This window comes from Duganella sp. GW821-FHT07F09 (assembly GCF_059418705.1).
Map to the genome: position 1 here is coordinate 324,881 of NZ_JBWKQJ010000003.1, position 16,671 is coordinate 341,551.

Consider the following 16,671-nt stretch of genomic DNA (forward strand, 5'->3'; position numbering starts at 1 on the left):
AAGGATACTCTGAGTTTGGCAACAGGAGGCCTTGGACCAAGAACACTACAACTGCGAACACCAAAGAGTATTTGAACAGGTGTTTCTTTTGCGCGGCGGAACCCCGTTCGCAGTGAGGCTGCATCCAGATCACATTGTCGACGTTTCTCACGACGGCTACGGCATGTAAAATCTTTCCGTTCACTGTACCCACAGCCCGTACTTGGTCACCGTCTTGGAATGTTGTTTGTCAGAAATTTCCACTGACAGCTTGTGCGCCTAGTCGCATACGGAAACCTTCCACAGGGTCGCCAGAATCGCTTGCTGCATAGGCGCTGTGAACGGCACCAGGTTCTCCTGCGGCAGCTTGAATCGTCGCAACTATGCCAGCGGTACGCTTTCTCTGCCCCGAATTATTTAAGAACTGGACGTTTTGCTTAAAATCTCCAGATTCTGGACGATTCCTTCGATGACCACGTAATTGCTTTCGCTCAGAAACTTTCTAACTACGATATTTCTTGTAGAGCTAAGCCTAACTCTTCAAACAATTTGTTAGGTGTCTTGAGACCCTGTGTCCTTACGAGTTTCTGCGTTTTCTTAAAGCTCCGCTCGTTCGGCTGGGCCGACAGCCGCACGGACCTCGCTTGACCATTCGATCGGCGTAGCGGTCAAATAGCTCAGCCATGAGAAAAAGCCAACAAACGTCGCTATAGGAAACGTAATTGGGAAAAAAATAAATCCTAATATGGTCAAATATTTCGCATTCCGCCACCATTGCTTTAGCGTATCGCCATAGGGGCCCGTGCGTGCCATACATTTGAGCAAAGTAGCAGGTTTCTCATGGCTCGACAAAGCGTCTCCCACTGGCACATGTGGGCCATTCTCCTCCATAAATTTTCTGACGTGCTCATAAACTGCAGGCACTGTTACCTCACCGTGCACCATGCTATTTCCTAAAGTGAAACTGTCGACAATTGTAGGATCAGTGCTGCTCTTTCGAACGAGGAATATCAACGTATGAATGCGGCTGATCGTTGAACCGTCTGCATTAATAGTTGCATGATGTTCGGCATCAATTAGGTTCCAATCATGGGTCGTTGCCTTGACTGGCCATTTCTTCAGCAGCCCTCTCCAACCCGGTTCAATCTCCCGAAAAATTCTGTAGACCTTCCGATGCTTGCGGTCGAAGATAATTGGCTCATCCTCGGGTCGAAAGAGCTCCATGCGAATGCACTTTAAGAAAAAGTACACTGCAAAGGTACTGAATATAGTTACAAAGAACACGGTCATGGAAAGGTCGAACAGCGAAGGATACTTCCTTTCGCGTTCGTAAGATATCAGATGTGCCATTGCAAATGCAAAAACAATAAGGATCAGAAAACCGAAGAAGGCTACGACACCTCGGTTTCCGTCAACGATTCCCTTATATTCAATCGCTTCTGAGAATTTGTTTTTGATCAGATTGAAGCTGATGGCAGCCGGCGCAGCCGGCACGTCCTTTTTATATGCCTCGATGACGCCTGATATATTTTTTTTGTTTTTTATCGAATTCAAAATTTATTCCTCTACTCTTATTCTAAAGATTACCGTACGCACTATTCGCAATCTTCACCTCCTGCATTTTTTGGTGGCGTGACCTTAGCAATTACTTCTTCTAAAGCTTTTTTCTCGATGTCCCAATTTCCTTTTGGAAACATGTCATCGCGTTGCTCGGTAATAAAAATACCCCCATCAAGTCCAAAATAGCTTTTTCCTAGCCACTCCTGCAAGTCGTCGGGCGTCAGTAATATTGCGCCGACTTGAAAAGCTACGCTCGCACCTAATAAAATAAGACCAATTCCGGAGACCGTTAGACCTATTCCACCTATGGTAGCCAACACAGCGTTTGCGCCTGCGCGCACGGCTATTGTTCGGACAATTTGCCCGGTTGCTCCACGGGCTACCAGTGTTCCTGCTGCCACACCAGCGGTAGACACTGCTGAAGTCGCCAACGTTCCCAGGGAGGCGTTCGCCGAAAAATAGTAGAGCTTGCTGGCGGTAAGGTTTCCCGCAGCCTCCTGATCCTTGCTTTTCTTTAGCGAAGCGACATAGTTGATTCCGCCGCCGGCAACGCCGGTAACACTCCCTAGAAATCTCAGCGCTCCGAAGCCCATGCTTCTGGCAGCAGCATTGGCCGCCGCTTCTTGGCCCACACCTCGGGCCAATTGAATTTGCCCATAGATAGTAACCATTTGCAATGCGCCGCCACTAAATCCAACCACACTGTCCAAAATGCCATAAGTTGCGTCAAGCGTTGCGCTATCCGATTTTGCTTTTTTTAAGGTCTCCATGCCGTTCCAAATTCCTATGGCTTGGATCACCATGCTTCCCAATGCGAGTCTAGCGTCGAGCGTCTTCGAAAGCTCGACAAAATTTGCGCCGGTTGCGGTTCGATTCAAGGCCGGCAGTGCGTCGCGAATTAAATTCGTGGCTTTGCCTGCCAAGGTCGCCTGCCGCTGGTAGAGAGTGAGGAAGGCTTCTTTGGACAGTACTGGTGCTTTACCTACTGCATCAGCAGCAGCAGCGGTGGTGGCAACATTACCAAGCTTCACCGTTCCGCTTGTGGCGCTATGGGCGATGTCTGAGACGTTACCGTTGACCGCCTTAATCGCATCAGTATCGGTCAGCAAAGTCAGCGTTACCATTCTTCCTGCAGTGCGATGCTGCTTGATTCTGCTTTTACTTGTGCCGAGATTTTGACCGGAGCGGGCTGCCATTATGGCCAGCGCCTCGTCCGCACCAACCTTGAGTTTGATTAGGACAGGGAGCTTTGGCGCGCTTCCTTTTAATGCTGCCTCGACTGCAGTCTCCAACATGCTCTGGAAAATCGCCAAAGTTTGCAGCTTCGCGATGGCCTTGGTCGTTACAGGATTGTCTGCCGCAAGTGATAGCGCAGCGCCCGTCAAGGCGCTGAGCTGCCCCACGCTATATAGCGCTAAAGCGTGCCCGATCCAGCCGTGCGACTGCATGTAAGGCCCTGATTTTGCGAGCTCGCTGTATCCCTTCAGTATATCGAACGTTTTGTCACGCATGCCTTCGGCGCCGGGATCGCCTGTCAATTGCACGTGAGCATCGGCGATCATACTACTTTTGTTGCAAACAAACTTGCGCAGCACGATGGCGCCATCGTCGGTAATTGGCTTCTCGAGCATTGCAACGTAACGCTCAGTGATCGCGCCGGCGCTTAGTGGCGCGGGCACGTGAATCAACTGGCTTTCGTGCGCGTAAGTGACCCTGTCGAGCGGGGGCTTTGACGCAGAGACTTTCGAATCCGGGTCGAAATGGCGCTTGAAGTAAGTCAACGTCTGGGCATCTTCTGCGGCGCTGAACCAATCTTCTTCCATTTTTCGAAGCGGGTCGTAATGCTCCTGTTTCATGCGCTTTTCGAAGTTGTTTATCCACGCCGAGCGCGCTTCTTCGTCGTGATATTTAGCGAACTTGGACCAGCTTGACGCAGCCTTCCGCTTCGTCCATTCCTGGGCCCGTTCCTCGTGATCGGGAAAAAAGACCCATACCATCGGGTCTGTTTTGTTGCGAATTTGCATGCGCCTATTGATCGGTAGAATCACGCTGCGATCTTTCAGCAACTCAGCACCTTCGTCTGCTGTCATTTCTCGGTAAGTCGTGCCGGGCGGCCATTTGGTTTGCTTATACTCAGTTAGCGATCTAACGGGCGTGACTTGTTCGAAGCTAGCAGCTTCGGCAGCATCGACGTAGGATTTCTTTAGTCCTAGAACCACATTGGAGCTATTGAGTGGATGCACAATCTCCGGTTTCTTAAATTCCCTCTTGATAGGCTCATTGCGTCGAACCCTGAGTGAATTGAGTTCCGCAGCGATGCCTACCGGATCGCGCAAAACCACCGCCAGCTCTTTACCAGCGGTTTTTGGATGCTTCGCAGCAGCAGCCGTCAATCCAGCCGCCAACTCATCAACACTCTGCGCCAAACTATTAAACGCAAAATCCTGCTCCGTCGAGCCGTCCATGGTGTAAGAGGGCAACGCGCATTCGAGCACTTGGGCCTTTAGTTTTTGCGCGGTTGGCGCGAAAGTGTTCGGTCCGTTCCCTCTCAAAGAGACGTGCTGCATCACCGTTGCATCACCGCCGTTTTTCTTGCGCAACGTGTCGTTCCAAAGGTTGGCGCTGTACGCAATCCAGATCTCAGCGATTTTGTCAGCTTGAGGGATATTCAATACCTTCATGCCTGTAGCGATGTGTACCTCTCGCTCGCAGGCGAAGGGCTTGTCCGGCTGGTCAAACAACGCATGTTCCTGCGGGAGTATGTCGGCCTGCTCGGTCACCCGGTAGACCCGCCAGTGCGTCATTCGGGGTGGAGGGTTGGGAATGTAGACGTGCACATAGCCTGCGCGCAGCAGGCGCAGTCCGAAGCGGGCCTCGGTTGGCAGGCGCGCGGGCAACAGCCCGGCGACCGACGCCGATTCGGCAGCAACGCCTTGCGAGCGGGGTTCGCGCAGCAGCGGACTTTTGGAGATGGGGCTAGGGCGTAGCAGCAGCAGCGAGAGCGAGCTTTTTTTGCATACATCGCAACCGGTAGTCGTGGCCATGTGTATCTAAATCCTTAGGTCAATCAAATCGGGCGGTTTTCTCCGCCTGTTGTATTAATGTGATGAGGTCGCGGTGCACAAAGCTCACCGGCTCGGCAGGCTCGCTTTCCGAACCTGGGTCGTCTAGCAGCTCTTGGATCGCCAGCAGCTTCGCCATCGATGGCCGCCACATCGCCAGCGCACCCCATACGGTGTCATCGACGTCGCTCTTGAAACGATGCGGCCATCGGAGCGCAGCATCCGCGACGAGGAGGCGCGCCATTTCGGCGGAGGAGTAGGTCGGCGGCGCTATCATGACATCGGTAAAGGTCGTCTCTCCGAGGTAGTGGGCCATCGCTCGATGCAGCATTTCGCCGGTAAGCATCCTTTGCCATTCAGTCTCGTCCAGGCGTAGTCGCTCGCGATGCTCGCCAGGCGATTGCAGACGGCACAGATCGCCATCGGCTTTCAAATAGGTCCAGCTCTGAAGGCGTCCGAATTGCGCGGCGACACGGCTTTGGCCGGCGACGTGGCATAAGAGATCAAGCACCCGGCGATCGCCCAGGCGCAAGTAAGTCGCCTTGGTGTTCGCATCGGTGTTGACTCGGCACATTTCCGCAACAAGCGCACCGAGCTCTGGCCAGCGCATGCTGCTTTGCAGCCAACCGCCGATGCGATGGGCTGAGCGGCCTGTTCCATCGAGCCCGCCTGACTGCGACGAGAGGCGCTCTTCTTCGGCGATGGCGAGTGTCACCTCCAGCAGCGGATCGTCCGGCCCATGTAGTTGAATCAGGTAAGGATGTTGATGCGCGGGCAGCGCAATGCTCTTTGCAAGCTCCACCGGGACAATGTCGCGCCCCCAACCCTGCATGCGCTGATCTGTCGCCGCTGATCCAGAGCCGGACGCGCTGATGCCGGGCAGGGGTTCGCCAACCATGGGATCGACCAGCACAAACAGCGGCGTGACAGGATCGATGCTCGCACGTAGCTGAGCGAGCTTAGATTGCACTCGTGCCCCCCGTGGCGGCATCCGATTGTGCTGATGAGCATTCAGCCAGCTTGCCGACGGCTGGCAACTTAAACTCGCTGGACGAGCTCGATGGCCCCGTCAGCTCCTTGCTGCTTGCTTTAAAGGTGATCGTACCCGGCCCGTGAAGCATGATATTGCCGCCCTCCATCTTCAGGCTGGCACCTTGGGAGGTCAGCGCAAGATATTGCTTGGCGCTAGCAGTGATGCTTTTCGCCGCGCTGGTCACGGTCACGGCTTTGTCGGCAGTGAGTTTCGTTTCGTCCGACTGGCTTTGAGCGCTGACCTTGCCGCTGGCCGCGTGCAAACGAATACCAATTTCCTTGTTTGGCTTTTCAGCGTTGGTCGCCTTGCCATAAGTGAATAGGCCGATGCCTGCCGCCACCGCATGGAATGTATTGCCCTGGGCCGCGAAGTTGATGTCGTGGCCGGCGCTCAGATTGCCGGTTTTGCCGGAGGCGAGCAGGGCGTTGGCCGGCGTCGCCGCCACGATCCCGGTCGGGCTCGAAAGTTGCGCATGGGCCTCGGTGTATGCGGCCGCCTTGAGCGCTTCGGATTGGCCGCCGGAGTCGGAGGACGATCCGCCATCCGTTCCACTCAGGACTTCGCCCACATGTTTCACCTGTTTGATCGACAGCAATTCCGCCGGCGCCGCCTCGTCCTTGAGCTTCGCATTATGTTTCTGCGCCATCTCGACCAAATCGGTTTGCAGCTGAAAACTCTTTTCCAGCTGCGTGATGGCTTCCTTCGAATCCATCTGGCTGCCGGTGGCGCTGCCGCGCGCGTCGGTCGACAGCAGCACGCCTTTGCCGGCGCGCACCGCGATGCTGTGTTCGGTCTTGAGCTCGGCGCCGAAGCCGGCCGCCTTCAGCCGCTGATTGTCGCTCTGGTGCAGCAGGTGGCCGAGGTTCAACTCGGCCGTGCCTTGGTGCGCGGTCGCATGTCGCTGCAGACCCAGGCGCGATTGCCCTGGGCTGTCGTCGAACACCAGCTGGTTGTAGGCGCCACTGCCGCCCTGGCTGGACTGGATCGCTTGCGTCTTGATGCCAGACAGCGCCGCCGGGTGTGCGTGTCCGCCGGCCTCGCCGGGGAACCACGCGGGCGCGTTGCCGGTCGCCACGCCGGCGCCGCCGGCCACCTGGTTGTGCTGGGCGTCGGCCTGGCCGCGTCCGTTATAGACGGTGCCGAGCACCACAGGACGATCGATGTTCCCCTCCAGGAAGTCGATCAGTACTTCCTGCCCGATACGGGGCAGGGCGCTGCTGCCCCAGTTGGCGCCGGCTACCGGCGCCATCGGCGTGGCCACGCGCACCCACGTCCCCGCTTGGTCGTCGCCGGGCGCGCCGGTGTGGCCGTCGGGCATCGGATGCGCCAGGCGGCTGTGGCTTTGCGCGCCCCGCTGCCAGTGGAATTGTACCTTCACGCGGTGATCGCGGTCCGTGTGGATCGGCGCGCCGGGCGGGCCGACCACGATGGCGGTTTGCTGGCCGTGGATGGTCGGGCGCGGATGGAGCAGTTGGCCGTGGGCGTCGATGCCGCTGGAACGGTAAGGGATGTTGCTGCGGATGGCGTCGATGCGGTTGCGGTACAAAGGTCGCTCGCCCATGGCTTTGCCCACCGCATGCAGGCTGGTCTTTTCCTCCTCGCCGATCAAGGCGTCAAGCAATCCCTGGCCGAGCCGCTGCATCAGGCTCGACTTCAGGTCGGCGCTGAGATTGTTGTGCATCAGATGCACGGTGCGCACCACCAGAAAGCTGCGCTCGTCGTCGTTGCCGGCCAGATCGAACTGGGCCTGGCCGGTGAGGGCGAAGGTGGTTCCCGGCGCGAGCGTGCGCACGGTGCCGGCGCCGACGTGGATCTCCTTGCTGGCCTCGAACGCCTGCAACTGGTTGTCGGCGATACGCTGGCCTTGTTCGCGCGACTGGTAGGCGTAGGCGCCGGGCGCATCACGGCTGACCAGCGGGGCGCCGTCGCCGCCGTCCGCGCTGGCGGCGCCGACCGGACGGGTGTCGAGCGAGCGATAATCCCAGCTGCTCAGTTCGATGGCGTTGGTTTGCAGGCGCAGCTCGTTGCGCCAGCGGTCCAGCGTGTCCTCCCGCATGGTCGCGCCGGGCTGGCTGAAGGCGATGCTGGCCTGCGCGTTGGGCTTGAAGCTGCCGTTGTGGTCGGCGATAACCATGGTGTGGCTGCCCAGACCCGGGCTGGCGGCGTCGCCGCTGTGCTCGAAGTAATCGAACAGGCCTTCCTCGCGCATCAGGCGCCGGGCGAAGGCGAGGTCGCTTTCCTGGTATTGGGTGGTGATGCTGCGCTTTGGGTAGACGGCGCGGTCGAGGATGTCGAAGCGCCACGCCGGCGCCAGCTTGCCCTGGCCTTGGTAGGCCTTAAAAATGGTGTCGAGGATGTCGAACACCGTCATGTCCTGGAAGATGCGGCTGTCGCGTCCGCGCGCGAGGAAGGCAGTCCAGGGTTCGACGGTGAGGTTGTAGCGGGCGAAGCCGCCGTTGGCGCCGGCCATGTCGATGGCTGTGACGTGGCCGTGGAACGGGCGCAACTGGTCGCGGCTGGCGGCCGTCATCAGCTCCAGTAGCACCGGCTGGCCGATCAGCGACTTGAGCGAAATGGCGGCGTCGGTCGACAGCGCTGCGATCTTGAAGCTGAAGCCGATGCCGATACCTTCCTCGCCGCGCACGCACTCGGCCAGCAGCACGTCGGCGCCGAGGGGCGTGGTGAGTTTGAGTATCCGAGTGCTTTGCGAGAAACCGGCGAGCAGTGCAGATGGAGAGGACGAGCTGTTTTGCGACGAAACCGGTTCTGACATGTTACTTCTACTCCAGATATGCCGCGCTGGTACCTCCAACGCCGGGCTAGATATAATCCATGCAAGATTACACCCTAGAAATTACTGTTTGACAAGAGCGATTCGATTGAAGAAGGTGGAAGCGCGGGATGCGGGTCTTGTCAAACCATCAATGAGGGCTCCAGGCGTTGCCCAGCTTTTCCATCATCGGTGCAATCCAGGCAAGATCGCAACCTAGAAATTACTAATTAATAAGCGCGATTTGATTGAGTCGCGGCAACAAGTCCCGCAAGCGCAGAGGCGGCCGGATCTCCTCCCCCGGCAGAAGTGCTTTGCCCTAACATTTCTTTCGTGTTTTCATGTACGATACCGGATTCGTCAAAGCATACGTGACGAAAAAATGGTAGTGCCTGCCGCCCGCCGCAAGGCGGGCGCGGAGGGTTGTTAATTTAGGGCAAGAGGATCATTGCACGTGCTTCCTTCATGTCCCGATCTCTTGGAGACGGAATGGGAGCTTCGCGCCCACCTTTGCAGCGGGCAGCCAGTCTGATCATACTGGCATGTGTCCTGGCCGTGACCACCGCGGTGGCGGCCGAAGCTTTGCGCTGGTCGCGTGCCGCCCAGCCCGGCGGCAAGCCGAAAGCGGCCCACACCACGGCCACGCCGATCGATCCCACACTGACCGAATTGTCCCGCGCCATCATTCCGATGCCCAAGGGCGTGCCGTCCGCGCACGCCAGCGCGCTGGCCAGCCTGCCCGGCGGCGACTTGATTTCCTTCTGGTGGGCCGGTAGCCGCGAGAGCGGTCCGGACGTGAAGGTCTACGCGTCGCGCTGGTCGCACGGCAAATGGAGCGATAACTGGGAAGTGGCCAGCCGCGAGTCCCTTGGCGCCGTGCTCGGCCACGGCGTGCGCCGCATCGGCAACCCGGTCGCCTGGACCGCCACCGACGGCACCGTCCACCTGTACGTGGTGGCCACCGGCCTGGGCGGCTGGGCCGCGTCGCGCATCGTGCAAATGGAGTCGCGCGACCAGGGCGCCAATTTCACCGTGCGCCGCGTGCTGCCGATGTCCCCGGTCTTCAATACCAGCGTGCTGGTGCGCTCGGCGCCCATCGGCCTGGCCGATGGCGGCTGGTGGCTGCCGGCCTATTTTGAAATCGGCAACAAATACCCGATGCTGATGGCGTTCGACGCCAGCGGCGCGCCGCAGCGCCTGACGCGCATCGGCGCGCGCACGCAATCGCTGCAGCCGACCCTGGTGCCGGTGTCGGCCACCGAGGTGCGCGCATGGATGCGCGACGCCGGCGAGGAGCGGCGCGTGCAGCAGGCGTTCAGCCGCGACGGCGGCCACAGCTGGCAAGACATGGACGCGACCTCGATGTCCAACCATGGCACCGCGCTGGCCGTGTTACGCCTGACTAACGGCAGCTTCCTGATGCTGCGCAACGAAGGCGCCGCCGACAACATGGCGCGCAGCACCCTGTCGCTGTCGATCTCGACCGACGCCCACGCGTGGCGCCCGCTGACCGATATCGTCAGCGGCAAGCCCGGCGACGAGTTTTCGTATCCGGCGATGTATCAAGTCGGCGATGAGCTGCATATCACCTACACCTATCAGCGGCGCGCGATCGCGCACCACCGCCTGAAAATCCATCCGGGGAAGGACCTGCTATGAGCTTGCCTGATCTCGCCCTGCAGATCGTCTATGGGCGCCTGGCCTGGGCGCTGGTCGCCGCCGCCATGCTGCTGGCGATCCTGCCGGTGCTGAAGCCGGCGCTGTTGTCGACCTGGCTGTCCAAGCTCTCGCCCAAACAGTCGCCCGCCGTCTTCGCGCTGCGCCCGCGCCGCTCGATGGCCAACGCCGCCTTCGTTCCCGGCGTGGTCATCGCCACGGTGGTGTTGATGGCCTTGCCCGACGCGGCGTCGCCGGCCTATTGGCTGTCCCTGGTGTTCCAATATCCGAGCGCGTTGCTGGTCGGCTTCAGCCTGGTGTCGCTGCACGCGCGATGGCAGGGCCGGCCGGTGCGGCTGGTCATGCCCGCAGGCTTGGCGGTGCCGCTGGTCGTCGCCGGCCTGGTGCTGTATCTGGACGCCTTCGGCGTGCTGGCGCTGGGCCTGTATTCCAGCGGCTTTGGCGCCGTCGCCGCGCCCCTGGTCGCCTGCGCGGTCGCCATCGCCTGCGCGGTGGCCATCGTGCGCGGCCAAGTCATCGCCGGCCCCGTCGCGCTGCTGGTCGCCGTGCTGCTGTTTTCGGTGCTGCGCCTGCCTTCCGGCAACCTGTGGGACGCGCTGCTCGACCCGCTGCTGTGGTCGTGGGCGCTGGGGTCGACGGTGGTGGCGCTGTTCCGGCAGCGCGCCGCCCGCCGCGCCGAGCTGGTGTCGCCGCTGGTGGAGTCCGAAACCTCGCCGATTCCGGAACCGGTGCTCGCGCACGCGGCCGCTAACGAACAAATTTAATCAGCAATGGAGTAGTGCATGGTAAAGAACAAGTGGTATGTGCATCCGGTCGTCGCGGTCGGGGTCCTCGTCAACATCTTCGTGCTGGCGCTGGCGATCATGTGGAAGAACGACCAGACCGCGCTTTGGCGTCTGGTGGTGGAGGACGGCATCGTCGAGTGGATGCAGTTCCTGTGCTTCACCGTCACCGCCGGCATGCTCGGCTTCCTCGCCGTCGAACAATGGCAGCGCACGCCCAAGATCAACCTGCAACTGCTGGCCTTCGTCGGCCTGACGGCGCTGGTGGCGCTGGCCGCGCTGGAGGAAATCAGCTGGTTCCAGCGCATCCTGCACATCGCCTCGCCCGAATACTTCCTGGCTAACAACCGCCAGTCCGAGACCAACCTGCACAACCTCGCCGTCGGCAACGCCAGCCTGCACAAGACGGTGCTGCTGAAGGTGATCGCCATCGTCGGCCTGACCCACAACATCATCCTGCCGTTGCTGGCGCGCAAGCGTCCGGGCGTGCGGGACTTCGTCGAGCGCTTCGGCCTGTACCTGCCGCCGCTGTCGATATCGGTCATCTACATCGTGCTGGTGGCCCTGTCTCACCTGCTCATCGAACACCCGCGCAAGGGCGAGCTGGGCGAGATGTTCGGCGCCGTCCATTACATGACCACCGTGTTCGCCGCCTATTACATCGGCGTTGGCTACGGCAAGCCGCCGGTGTTCGCGCAGCCGGACGACGCCCGCCGCGTGTCGACCTTGTTCGCCATGGTGGTGGTGTTCCTGCTGTTCACCGCCTGGCTGATGAGCGCCGGCAGCGGCGCGCCGCAGTATATGGCCTCGCATCCGATGGCCGTCGGCGCCGGCGCCGACTGAAGCGCCGCAAGGGGATCGCCATGACACAACGTTCGAATAGCCTGTTGAATCGCTGCGCGGCGCGGCTGGAAAGGCTGACCGCCTGGGCCGGCCCGTTCTCCAGCCTGCTGCAATTGCTGTTGCTCGGCCTGCTCATCCTCACGCTGTCGCGCGCCGGCCTGGTCGCCTGGCAGTGGAGCAGGGTGGCGCCCACCGGTATTCCGCTGCGGATCTTCGTCCAGGGCGTGCGGGCCGACCTCATCTTGCTCGGTTACTTCCTCGCCATCCCGCTGGTGTTGGCGCCGCTGCTGGCGCACCGGCGCACGCAGCGCCTGTGGCGCCTGTTGTCGGTCGGCTGGGCCACGTTCGCGTTGATCTTCATCGTGTTCATGGAAGTGTCCACGCCGCAGTTCATCATGCAGTTCGACGTGCGGCCGAACCGGCTCTTCATCGAATACCTGTCCTATCCGCACGAGGTCATCGCCACCTTGTGGAACGGCTTCCGCATCGCCCTGGTGCTGGGCGTTATTTCCACCATCCTGTTGGGTGTGGGCCTGTACCGGCTGCTCAAGGCCGCCTCGGCCAACATGGTCGCGTGGGGGCCGCTGAAGTTGCTGCTGGTGTGGCCGTTGCTGGTGGTGCTGGTGTTCGTGCAGATCCGCTCGACCACCGCGCACCGTCCGGCCAATCCGGCGCTGTTCGCGCTGACCGGCGACTCGATGGTCAACTCGCTCATCATCAACTCGCCGTGGTCGGTGTTCGACGCGCTCAACTCGATGAGCAAGGAAGCCAATTCGTCCGAGATCTACGGCAAGTATCCGCGCGAGAAAGTGTTCCAGGTCGTCAAGAGCGCGCCGTGGCTCAAGGACGCGCAGTTCACCTCCGCCGAGTTGCCGACCCTGCACAAGCAGGTCGCCACCGCCCAGCGCGAGCGTCCGCTCAACCTGGTCATCGTGCTCGAGGAGAGCCTGGGCGCGACCTTCGTCGAGTCGCTCGGCGGCGTGCCGGTCACTCCGGAGCTGGAAAAGTTGAAGAAGGAAGGCTGGTGGTTCGAACAGCTGTACGCCACCGGCACCCGCTCGGTGCGCGGCATCGAGGCGGTCGTCGCCGGTTACGGCCCGACCCCGGCGCGCAGCGTGGTCAAGCTGTCGCTGGCCCAGCAGAACTTCTACACCTTGGCGCTGGGCCTGGGCCAGAAGGGCTACCACACCGAATTCGTCTACGGCGGCGAAGCGCACTTCGACAATATGCGCGGCTTCTTCACCGGTAACGGTTTCCAGAAGGTGGTCGACCGCCGCGACATGAAGCCGGTGTTCGAAGGCAGCTGGGGCGCCTCCGACGAGGATTTGTTCGACAAGTCGCTGGAGCGCCTCAAGACGCTGCACGCGGCCAACAAGCCATTCTTCAGCCTGATCTTCACCTCGTCCAACCACGAGCCCTTCCAGTTCCCGGACGGACGCATCGAGCTGCACGACGCCGAGAAGCAGACCGTGAACAACGCCGTCAAGTACGCCGACTACGCGCTGGGCCGTTTCATCGCCCAGGCCAAGAAGGAGGCCTACTGGAAGGACACCGTGTTCCTGATCGTCGCCGACCACGACAACCGGGTCTATGGCGACAGCCTGGTGCCGATCAATAAGTTCCACATCCCCGGCTTGATCATGGGCGCCGACATCCAGCCCAAGGTCATCAAGACCATCGCCAGCCAGATCGATCTGGCGCCGACGATGTTGTCGCTGATGGGCGTGTCGAGCGAGCATCCGATGATCGGTCGGGACCTGGCCAGGGACAGCGAGACGCCGGGCAGGGCGTTGATCCAGTTCGACAACTACTTCGCCTGGCTGGAGGGCTCGTCGGCCACCATCCTGCGTCCGGGCCAGGAGCCGTTGCTGGGTAAGTACGACGCCGCCACCAAGACGCTGACCACCAGCGCCACGCCGCCCGATCCGCAGTTGGTGGACAAGGCCATGTCGCATGTGGTGCTGCCGTCCATCCTGTATCGCGAGCAGCGTTACAAGTTGCCGAAGTAAAAGCCGCTGCGTGGGGCGGATTTGCGCGCAGCGCGCAATCCGCCACTTGGCGGTCCCGCATAGCGCGTCGAGATTGTGTCCTCAACCCTTGGTGAAAGACATGGTGTTTCTTTTTGATAATTCATATATTATATGAACGTATCAATTAATTAACCATTCAAACGAGGCATTACAATGAAAAAGACATTAGGGCTGGCCGTGCTGGCCGCCACGCTTGTTACCGCCTCCGCCCACGCGGCCACGTTCGACTTTTCTTACACTTTCGCCGACAGCACGACAATCACCGGGAGGCTTGACGGCACGGCCAACGGCAACCTTGTCACCGATCTGTCGAACATTTATGTCAAACTCAACGGTGTCGATTTTGCCGGCAGCGGTTCGCTGTTCGCGGCCCGCTTCGACGGGAGACGTTGGCATGACGATCCGGTGGTCTCTTTTAGCGGCCTGGAAAATAATTTCTTTTTCTCGGATGGCCATTTTTTCGGTGGCTACGATGTCAATTACTTTACCCAACGTAGCGGGCCAGATGCCGATTTCAGCTGGGTGGAAACGTCTAGCGGCTTCAGGAGGAGTGACGTGCACACGGTTACGCCCGGGGGCACCTTGTCCGGCTGGACGCTGACTGCCGTCACCGCCGTTCCTGAGCCCGAGACGTATGCGATGCTGTTGGCCGGATTTGGTCTGCTCGGCGCGGTTGCGCGTCGGCGCAGGCAAGCCTGATTGCCGACGTCAACGCGAATGGACGGCTTTTTTCGGCGCGGGCGGCGCCGCCGGCGCTACGCCGGCTGACTGCCAACGTCGAGCACCCGCAGTGCGAAGGCGCGGCCCCACGGCGTGGTGATGTCCTGCCGTCCGTCGGGATCGAAGTTACGGATCATCTCGTTCACGCCGTTGACACCCAGGGTCGAGAAGCCGTCTACCGTCCGTACCTGGCCAACGCGCGGGTGGACGGCAAACCGGGTTAGGCGTGGACCGTTCGGACCGGATCGCCGTGGTCGAGAGTCCTCGCTTCGGGCAATTTATCAGCCGGAAAGGGCAAACGGTTATGCCGGTGACCATGACAAAATTCTTGTCATGGATACGGGTTCGAAGGTGACGGCATGGTGCGGTCGCGGGACCCGTCCTTCATCGAGAGACCTATGCCTACCTTCATTCGCACCGCCGCCTTCGTCACCGCCGTCGCCTTGAGCGCGAGCGGCCACGCGCAACAGGATCAGCCAGCCACACCGGCGCATGGCTACCTGATCGCCAATTTCAATATCCATGATCAGGCTGGATTTCAGAAGTATCTGGACGTGGTCGGGCCGATTGGCGCGAAATACAAGTTGAAACTCGTCGTCTTCAATATGAAGTCCAGCGCCGTGGAGGGGAGTCCCAAAGCGGTTAGCGTCGTCGCCGAGTTTCCGAGCCTCGCCGAGGCACAGCGCTTTTACTACTCGCCCGAATATACGGCGGCCAAGCAGTTGCGCATCGCTGCGACCGAAGGGACGGTGGTGCTGACGGAGGGCTTTGTGCCGCCACCACGATAATCCCGCCGGGCGGGGCAATGGCATAATGACGCGCTACCGACCCCAAAGAGAAACACATGTCCGATTTGTTAATGCGCTTGAACGGCAACCCGCTCACCGGCGCCATCGCCAAGGCGATCGGCCTGCCGAATCCCGTGCCGCTGTCGCGCGAGGCGGGTCCTTATGTGGAGCGGCCGTTCGATGGCAAGCGCGTGCTGTTGTGCCGTACCGCCGGCGGCTATGCGGCCGACGCCATGGCGGCGGCCTTGGCGCGCGCCGGCGCGGCAACACTGGACGCACCGCCCGCCAACTCCGGGCCGCTCGATATCGTCGCGATGGACGCGACCGGCTGCGTGATGCCGCAGGATTATCGAGCGTTGTACGACGGCTTGCATCCCGTCGTGCGGCGGCTGGTCCGCAATGGCCGGGTGCTGGTGCTGGCGGCCGATCCCGGCGCGGCGGCCACGCCCGTCGCGGCCGCCGTTGCGCGTGGTGTCGAGGGATTCGTGCGGTCGCTGGCGAAGGAGATCGGCGCGAAGGGCATCACTGTCAATCTCGGCTATGTGGCCCGCGACGCGCTCGATCGGCTCGATGGCCCGTTGCGGTTCTTCTGCGGCGCCCGCGCCACCTATGTGACCGGTCAGGCTTTTCACCTCGCCGGCAGCGTCGCCGCGCCCGCCGGCATGCCCTCGACGCAGGTCTTGTCCGGTAAGGTCGCGCTGGTGACGGGTGCCGCCAGGGGCATCGGACTGGCCGTGGTGGAGCGGCTGGCGCAGGAGGGCGCCACCGTGGTCGCGCTCGACGTGCCGGGCGCGGCGGACGATTTGCACAAGGCCTGCGACCGCTACGCCGCCGTTCCCTTCCTCGCCGATATCGCGGCGCCGGACACTGCGGAGCGCCTTGCCGGTTTCCTGCTCGAACGCTTCGGTGGCGTCGACATCGTGGTCCACAACGCCGGCATCACGCGCGACCGCACGCTGGCCAATATGCAGGAACATTTCTGGGATCTGGTGGTGCAGGTCAACCTGGCCGCCGTGATGGCGATAGACCAGCAATTCCTTGAGCGCGGCGTGCTGCGGGACGAGGGCCGCATCGTTTGCCTGTCGTCGGTCAGCGGCGTGGCGGGAAACTTCGGGCAGACCAACTACGCGGCGTCGAAGGCCGCGCTGATCGGTTATGTCACGGCGCAGGCGCCTTTGCTGGCGCCGCGCGGCATCTGCATCAACGCCGTGGCCCCGGGCTTTATCGACACGCCGATGACCGACGCCATGCCCATGGTCGTGCGGGAGATCGGCCGGCGCCTGAATTCCGTCAAGCAGAGCGGTCAACCGCGCGACGTCGCCGAACTGATCACCTTCCTTGCCACCCCGGGCGCGTTCGGCATCACCGGCGCGACGCTGCGCGTTTGCGGGCAGGGCCTGATCGGGGCGTGACGCCGAGCGCGGGAA

11 protein-coding genes are annotated in these 16,671 nt (G+C 61.0%); 7 read left to right on the forward strand and 4 right to left on the reverse strand.

Going from position 1 to position 16,671, the window contains the following annotated elements; translation table 11 throughout:
- Nucleotides 1-576: 576 nt before the first annotated feature.
- The 4 genes from AC07P1_RS09955 to AC07P1_RS09970 are packed head-to-tail and all read right to left on the reverse strand — an operon-like array spanning nucleotide 577 to nucleotide 8,407.
- On the reverse strand, nucleotides 577-1,533 hold the full coding sequence (locus tag AC07P1_RS09955; RefSeq protein WP_494695639.1) for a DUF6708 domain-containing protein: 957 nt from the start codon (nucleotides 1,531-1,533) through the stop codon (nucleotides 577-579).
- 41 nt (nucleotides 1,534-1,574) lie between these two features.
- Nucleotides 1,575-4,583, reverse strand: a complete 3,009-nt coding sequence (locus AC07P1_RS09960) for a T6SS effector BTH_I2691 family protein (RefSeq protein WP_494695640.1) — start codon at nucleotides 4,581-4,583, stop codon at nucleotides 1,575-1,577.
- A gap of 19 nt (nucleotides 4,584-4,602) precedes the next feature.
- Nucleotides 4,603-5,571, reverse strand: a complete 969-nt coding sequence (locus tag AC07P1_RS09965) for a hypothetical protein (protein ID WP_494695641.1) — start codon at nucleotides 5,569-5,571, stop codon at nucleotides 4,603-4,605.
- The gene (locus AC07P1_RS09970) at nucleotides 5,561-8,407 is read right to left on the reverse strand and encodes a type VI secretion system Vgr family protein (protein ID WP_494695642.1); all 2,847 of its coding nucleotides are present in this window, start codon (nucleotides 8,405-8,407) and stop codon (nucleotides 5,561-5,563) included. The genes AC07P1_RS09965 and AC07P1_RS09970 overlap by 11 nt, the downstream gene beginning before the upstream one ends.
- A gap of 552 nt (nucleotides 8,408-8,959) precedes the next feature.
- On the opposite strand from AC07P1_RS09970, the gene AC07P1_RS09975 reads away from it, so the two are divergent.
- From AC07P1_RS09975 to AC07P1_RS10005, 7 genes are all read left to right on the forward strand, one after another.
- On the forward strand, nucleotides 8,960-10,063 hold the full coding sequence (locus tag AC07P1_RS09975) for a sialidase family protein (protein WP_494695643.1): 1,104 nt from the start codon (nucleotides 8,960-8,962) through the stop codon (nucleotides 10,061-10,063).
- On the forward strand, nucleotides 10,060-10,845 hold the full coding sequence (locus tag AC07P1_RS09980) for a hypothetical protein (protein WP_494695644.1): 786 nt from the start codon (nucleotides 10,060-10,062) through the stop codon (nucleotides 10,843-10,845). The genes AC07P1_RS09975 and AC07P1_RS09980 overlap by 4 nt, the downstream gene beginning before the upstream one ends.
- 18 nt (nucleotides 10,846-10,863) lie before the next feature.
- The gene (locus AC07P1_RS09985) at nucleotides 10,864-11,706 is read left to right on the forward strand and encodes a hypothetical protein (RefSeq protein WP_494695645.1); all 843 of its coding nucleotides are present in this window, start codon (nucleotides 10,864-10,866) and stop codon (nucleotides 11,704-11,706) included.
- A 20-nt stretch (nucleotides 11,707-11,726) separates the two neighbouring features.
- Nucleotides 11,727-13,715, forward strand: coding sequence for an LTA synthase family protein (locus AC07P1_RS09990; protein ID WP_494695646.1), 1,989 nt, complete (start codon nucleotides 11,727-11,729; stop codon nucleotides 13,713-13,715).
- A 174-nt stretch (nucleotides 13,716-13,889) separates the two neighbouring features.
- Nucleotides 13,890-14,435, forward strand: coding sequence for a PEPxxWA-CTERM sorting domain-containing protein (locus AC07P1_RS09995; protein WP_494695647.1), 546 nt, complete (start codon nucleotides 13,890-13,892; stop codon nucleotides 14,433-14,435).
- 419 nt (nucleotides 14,436-14,854) lie between these two features.
- A complete protein-coding gene (locus AC07P1_RS10000) occupies nucleotides 14,855-15,244 on the forward strand; it encodes a DUF1330 domain-containing protein (protein ID WP_494695648.1) in 390 nt (129 codons plus the stop codon).
- A gap of 56 nt (nucleotides 15,245-15,300) precedes the next feature.
- Nucleotides 15,301-16,656, forward strand: a complete 1,356-nt coding sequence (locus AC07P1_RS10005) for a 3-oxoacyl-ACP reductase (protein ID WP_494695649.1) — start codon at nucleotides 15,301-15,303, stop codon at nucleotides 16,654-16,656.
- Nucleotides 16,657-16,671 lie beyond the last annotated feature (15 nt).

What these genes read in the sequence shown, in the direction of transcription:
- AC07P1_RS10000 (WP_494695648.1), top strand. Translation starts at nt 14,855, where the DNA reads ATGCCTACCTTCATTCGCACCGCCGCCTTCGTCACCGCCGTCGCCTTG.
- AC07P1_RS09985 (WP_494695645.1), top strand. Translation starts at nt 10,864, where the DNA reads ATGGTAAAGAACAAGTGGTATGTGCATCCGGTCGTCGCGGTCGGGGTC.
- AC07P1_RS09960 (WP_494695640.1), bottom strand. Translation starts at nt 4,583, where the DNA reads ATGGCCACGACTACCGGTTGCGATGTATGCAAAAAAAGCTCGCTCTCG.
- AC07P1_RS09980 (WP_494695644.1), top strand. Translation starts at nt 10,060, where the DNA reads ATGAGCTTGCCTGATCTCGCCCTGCAGATCGTCTATGGGCGCCTGGCC.
- AC07P1_RS09970 (WP_494695642.1), bottom strand. Translation starts at nt 8,407, where the DNA reads ATGTCAGAACCGGTTTCGTCGCAAAACAGCTCGTCCTCTCCATCTGCA.
- AC07P1_RS10005 (WP_494695649.1), top strand. Translation starts at nt 15,301, where the DNA reads ATGTCCGATTTGTTAATGCGCTTGAACGGCAACCCGCTCACCGGCGCC.
- AC07P1_RS09990 (WP_494695646.1), top strand. Translation starts at nt 11,727, where the DNA reads ATGACACAACGTTCGAATAGCCTGTTGAATCGCTGCGCGGCGCGGCTG.
- AC07P1_RS09995 (WP_494695647.1), top strand. Translation starts at nt 13,890, where the DNA reads ATGAAAAAGACATTAGGGCTGGCCGTGCTGGCCGCCACGCTTGTTACC.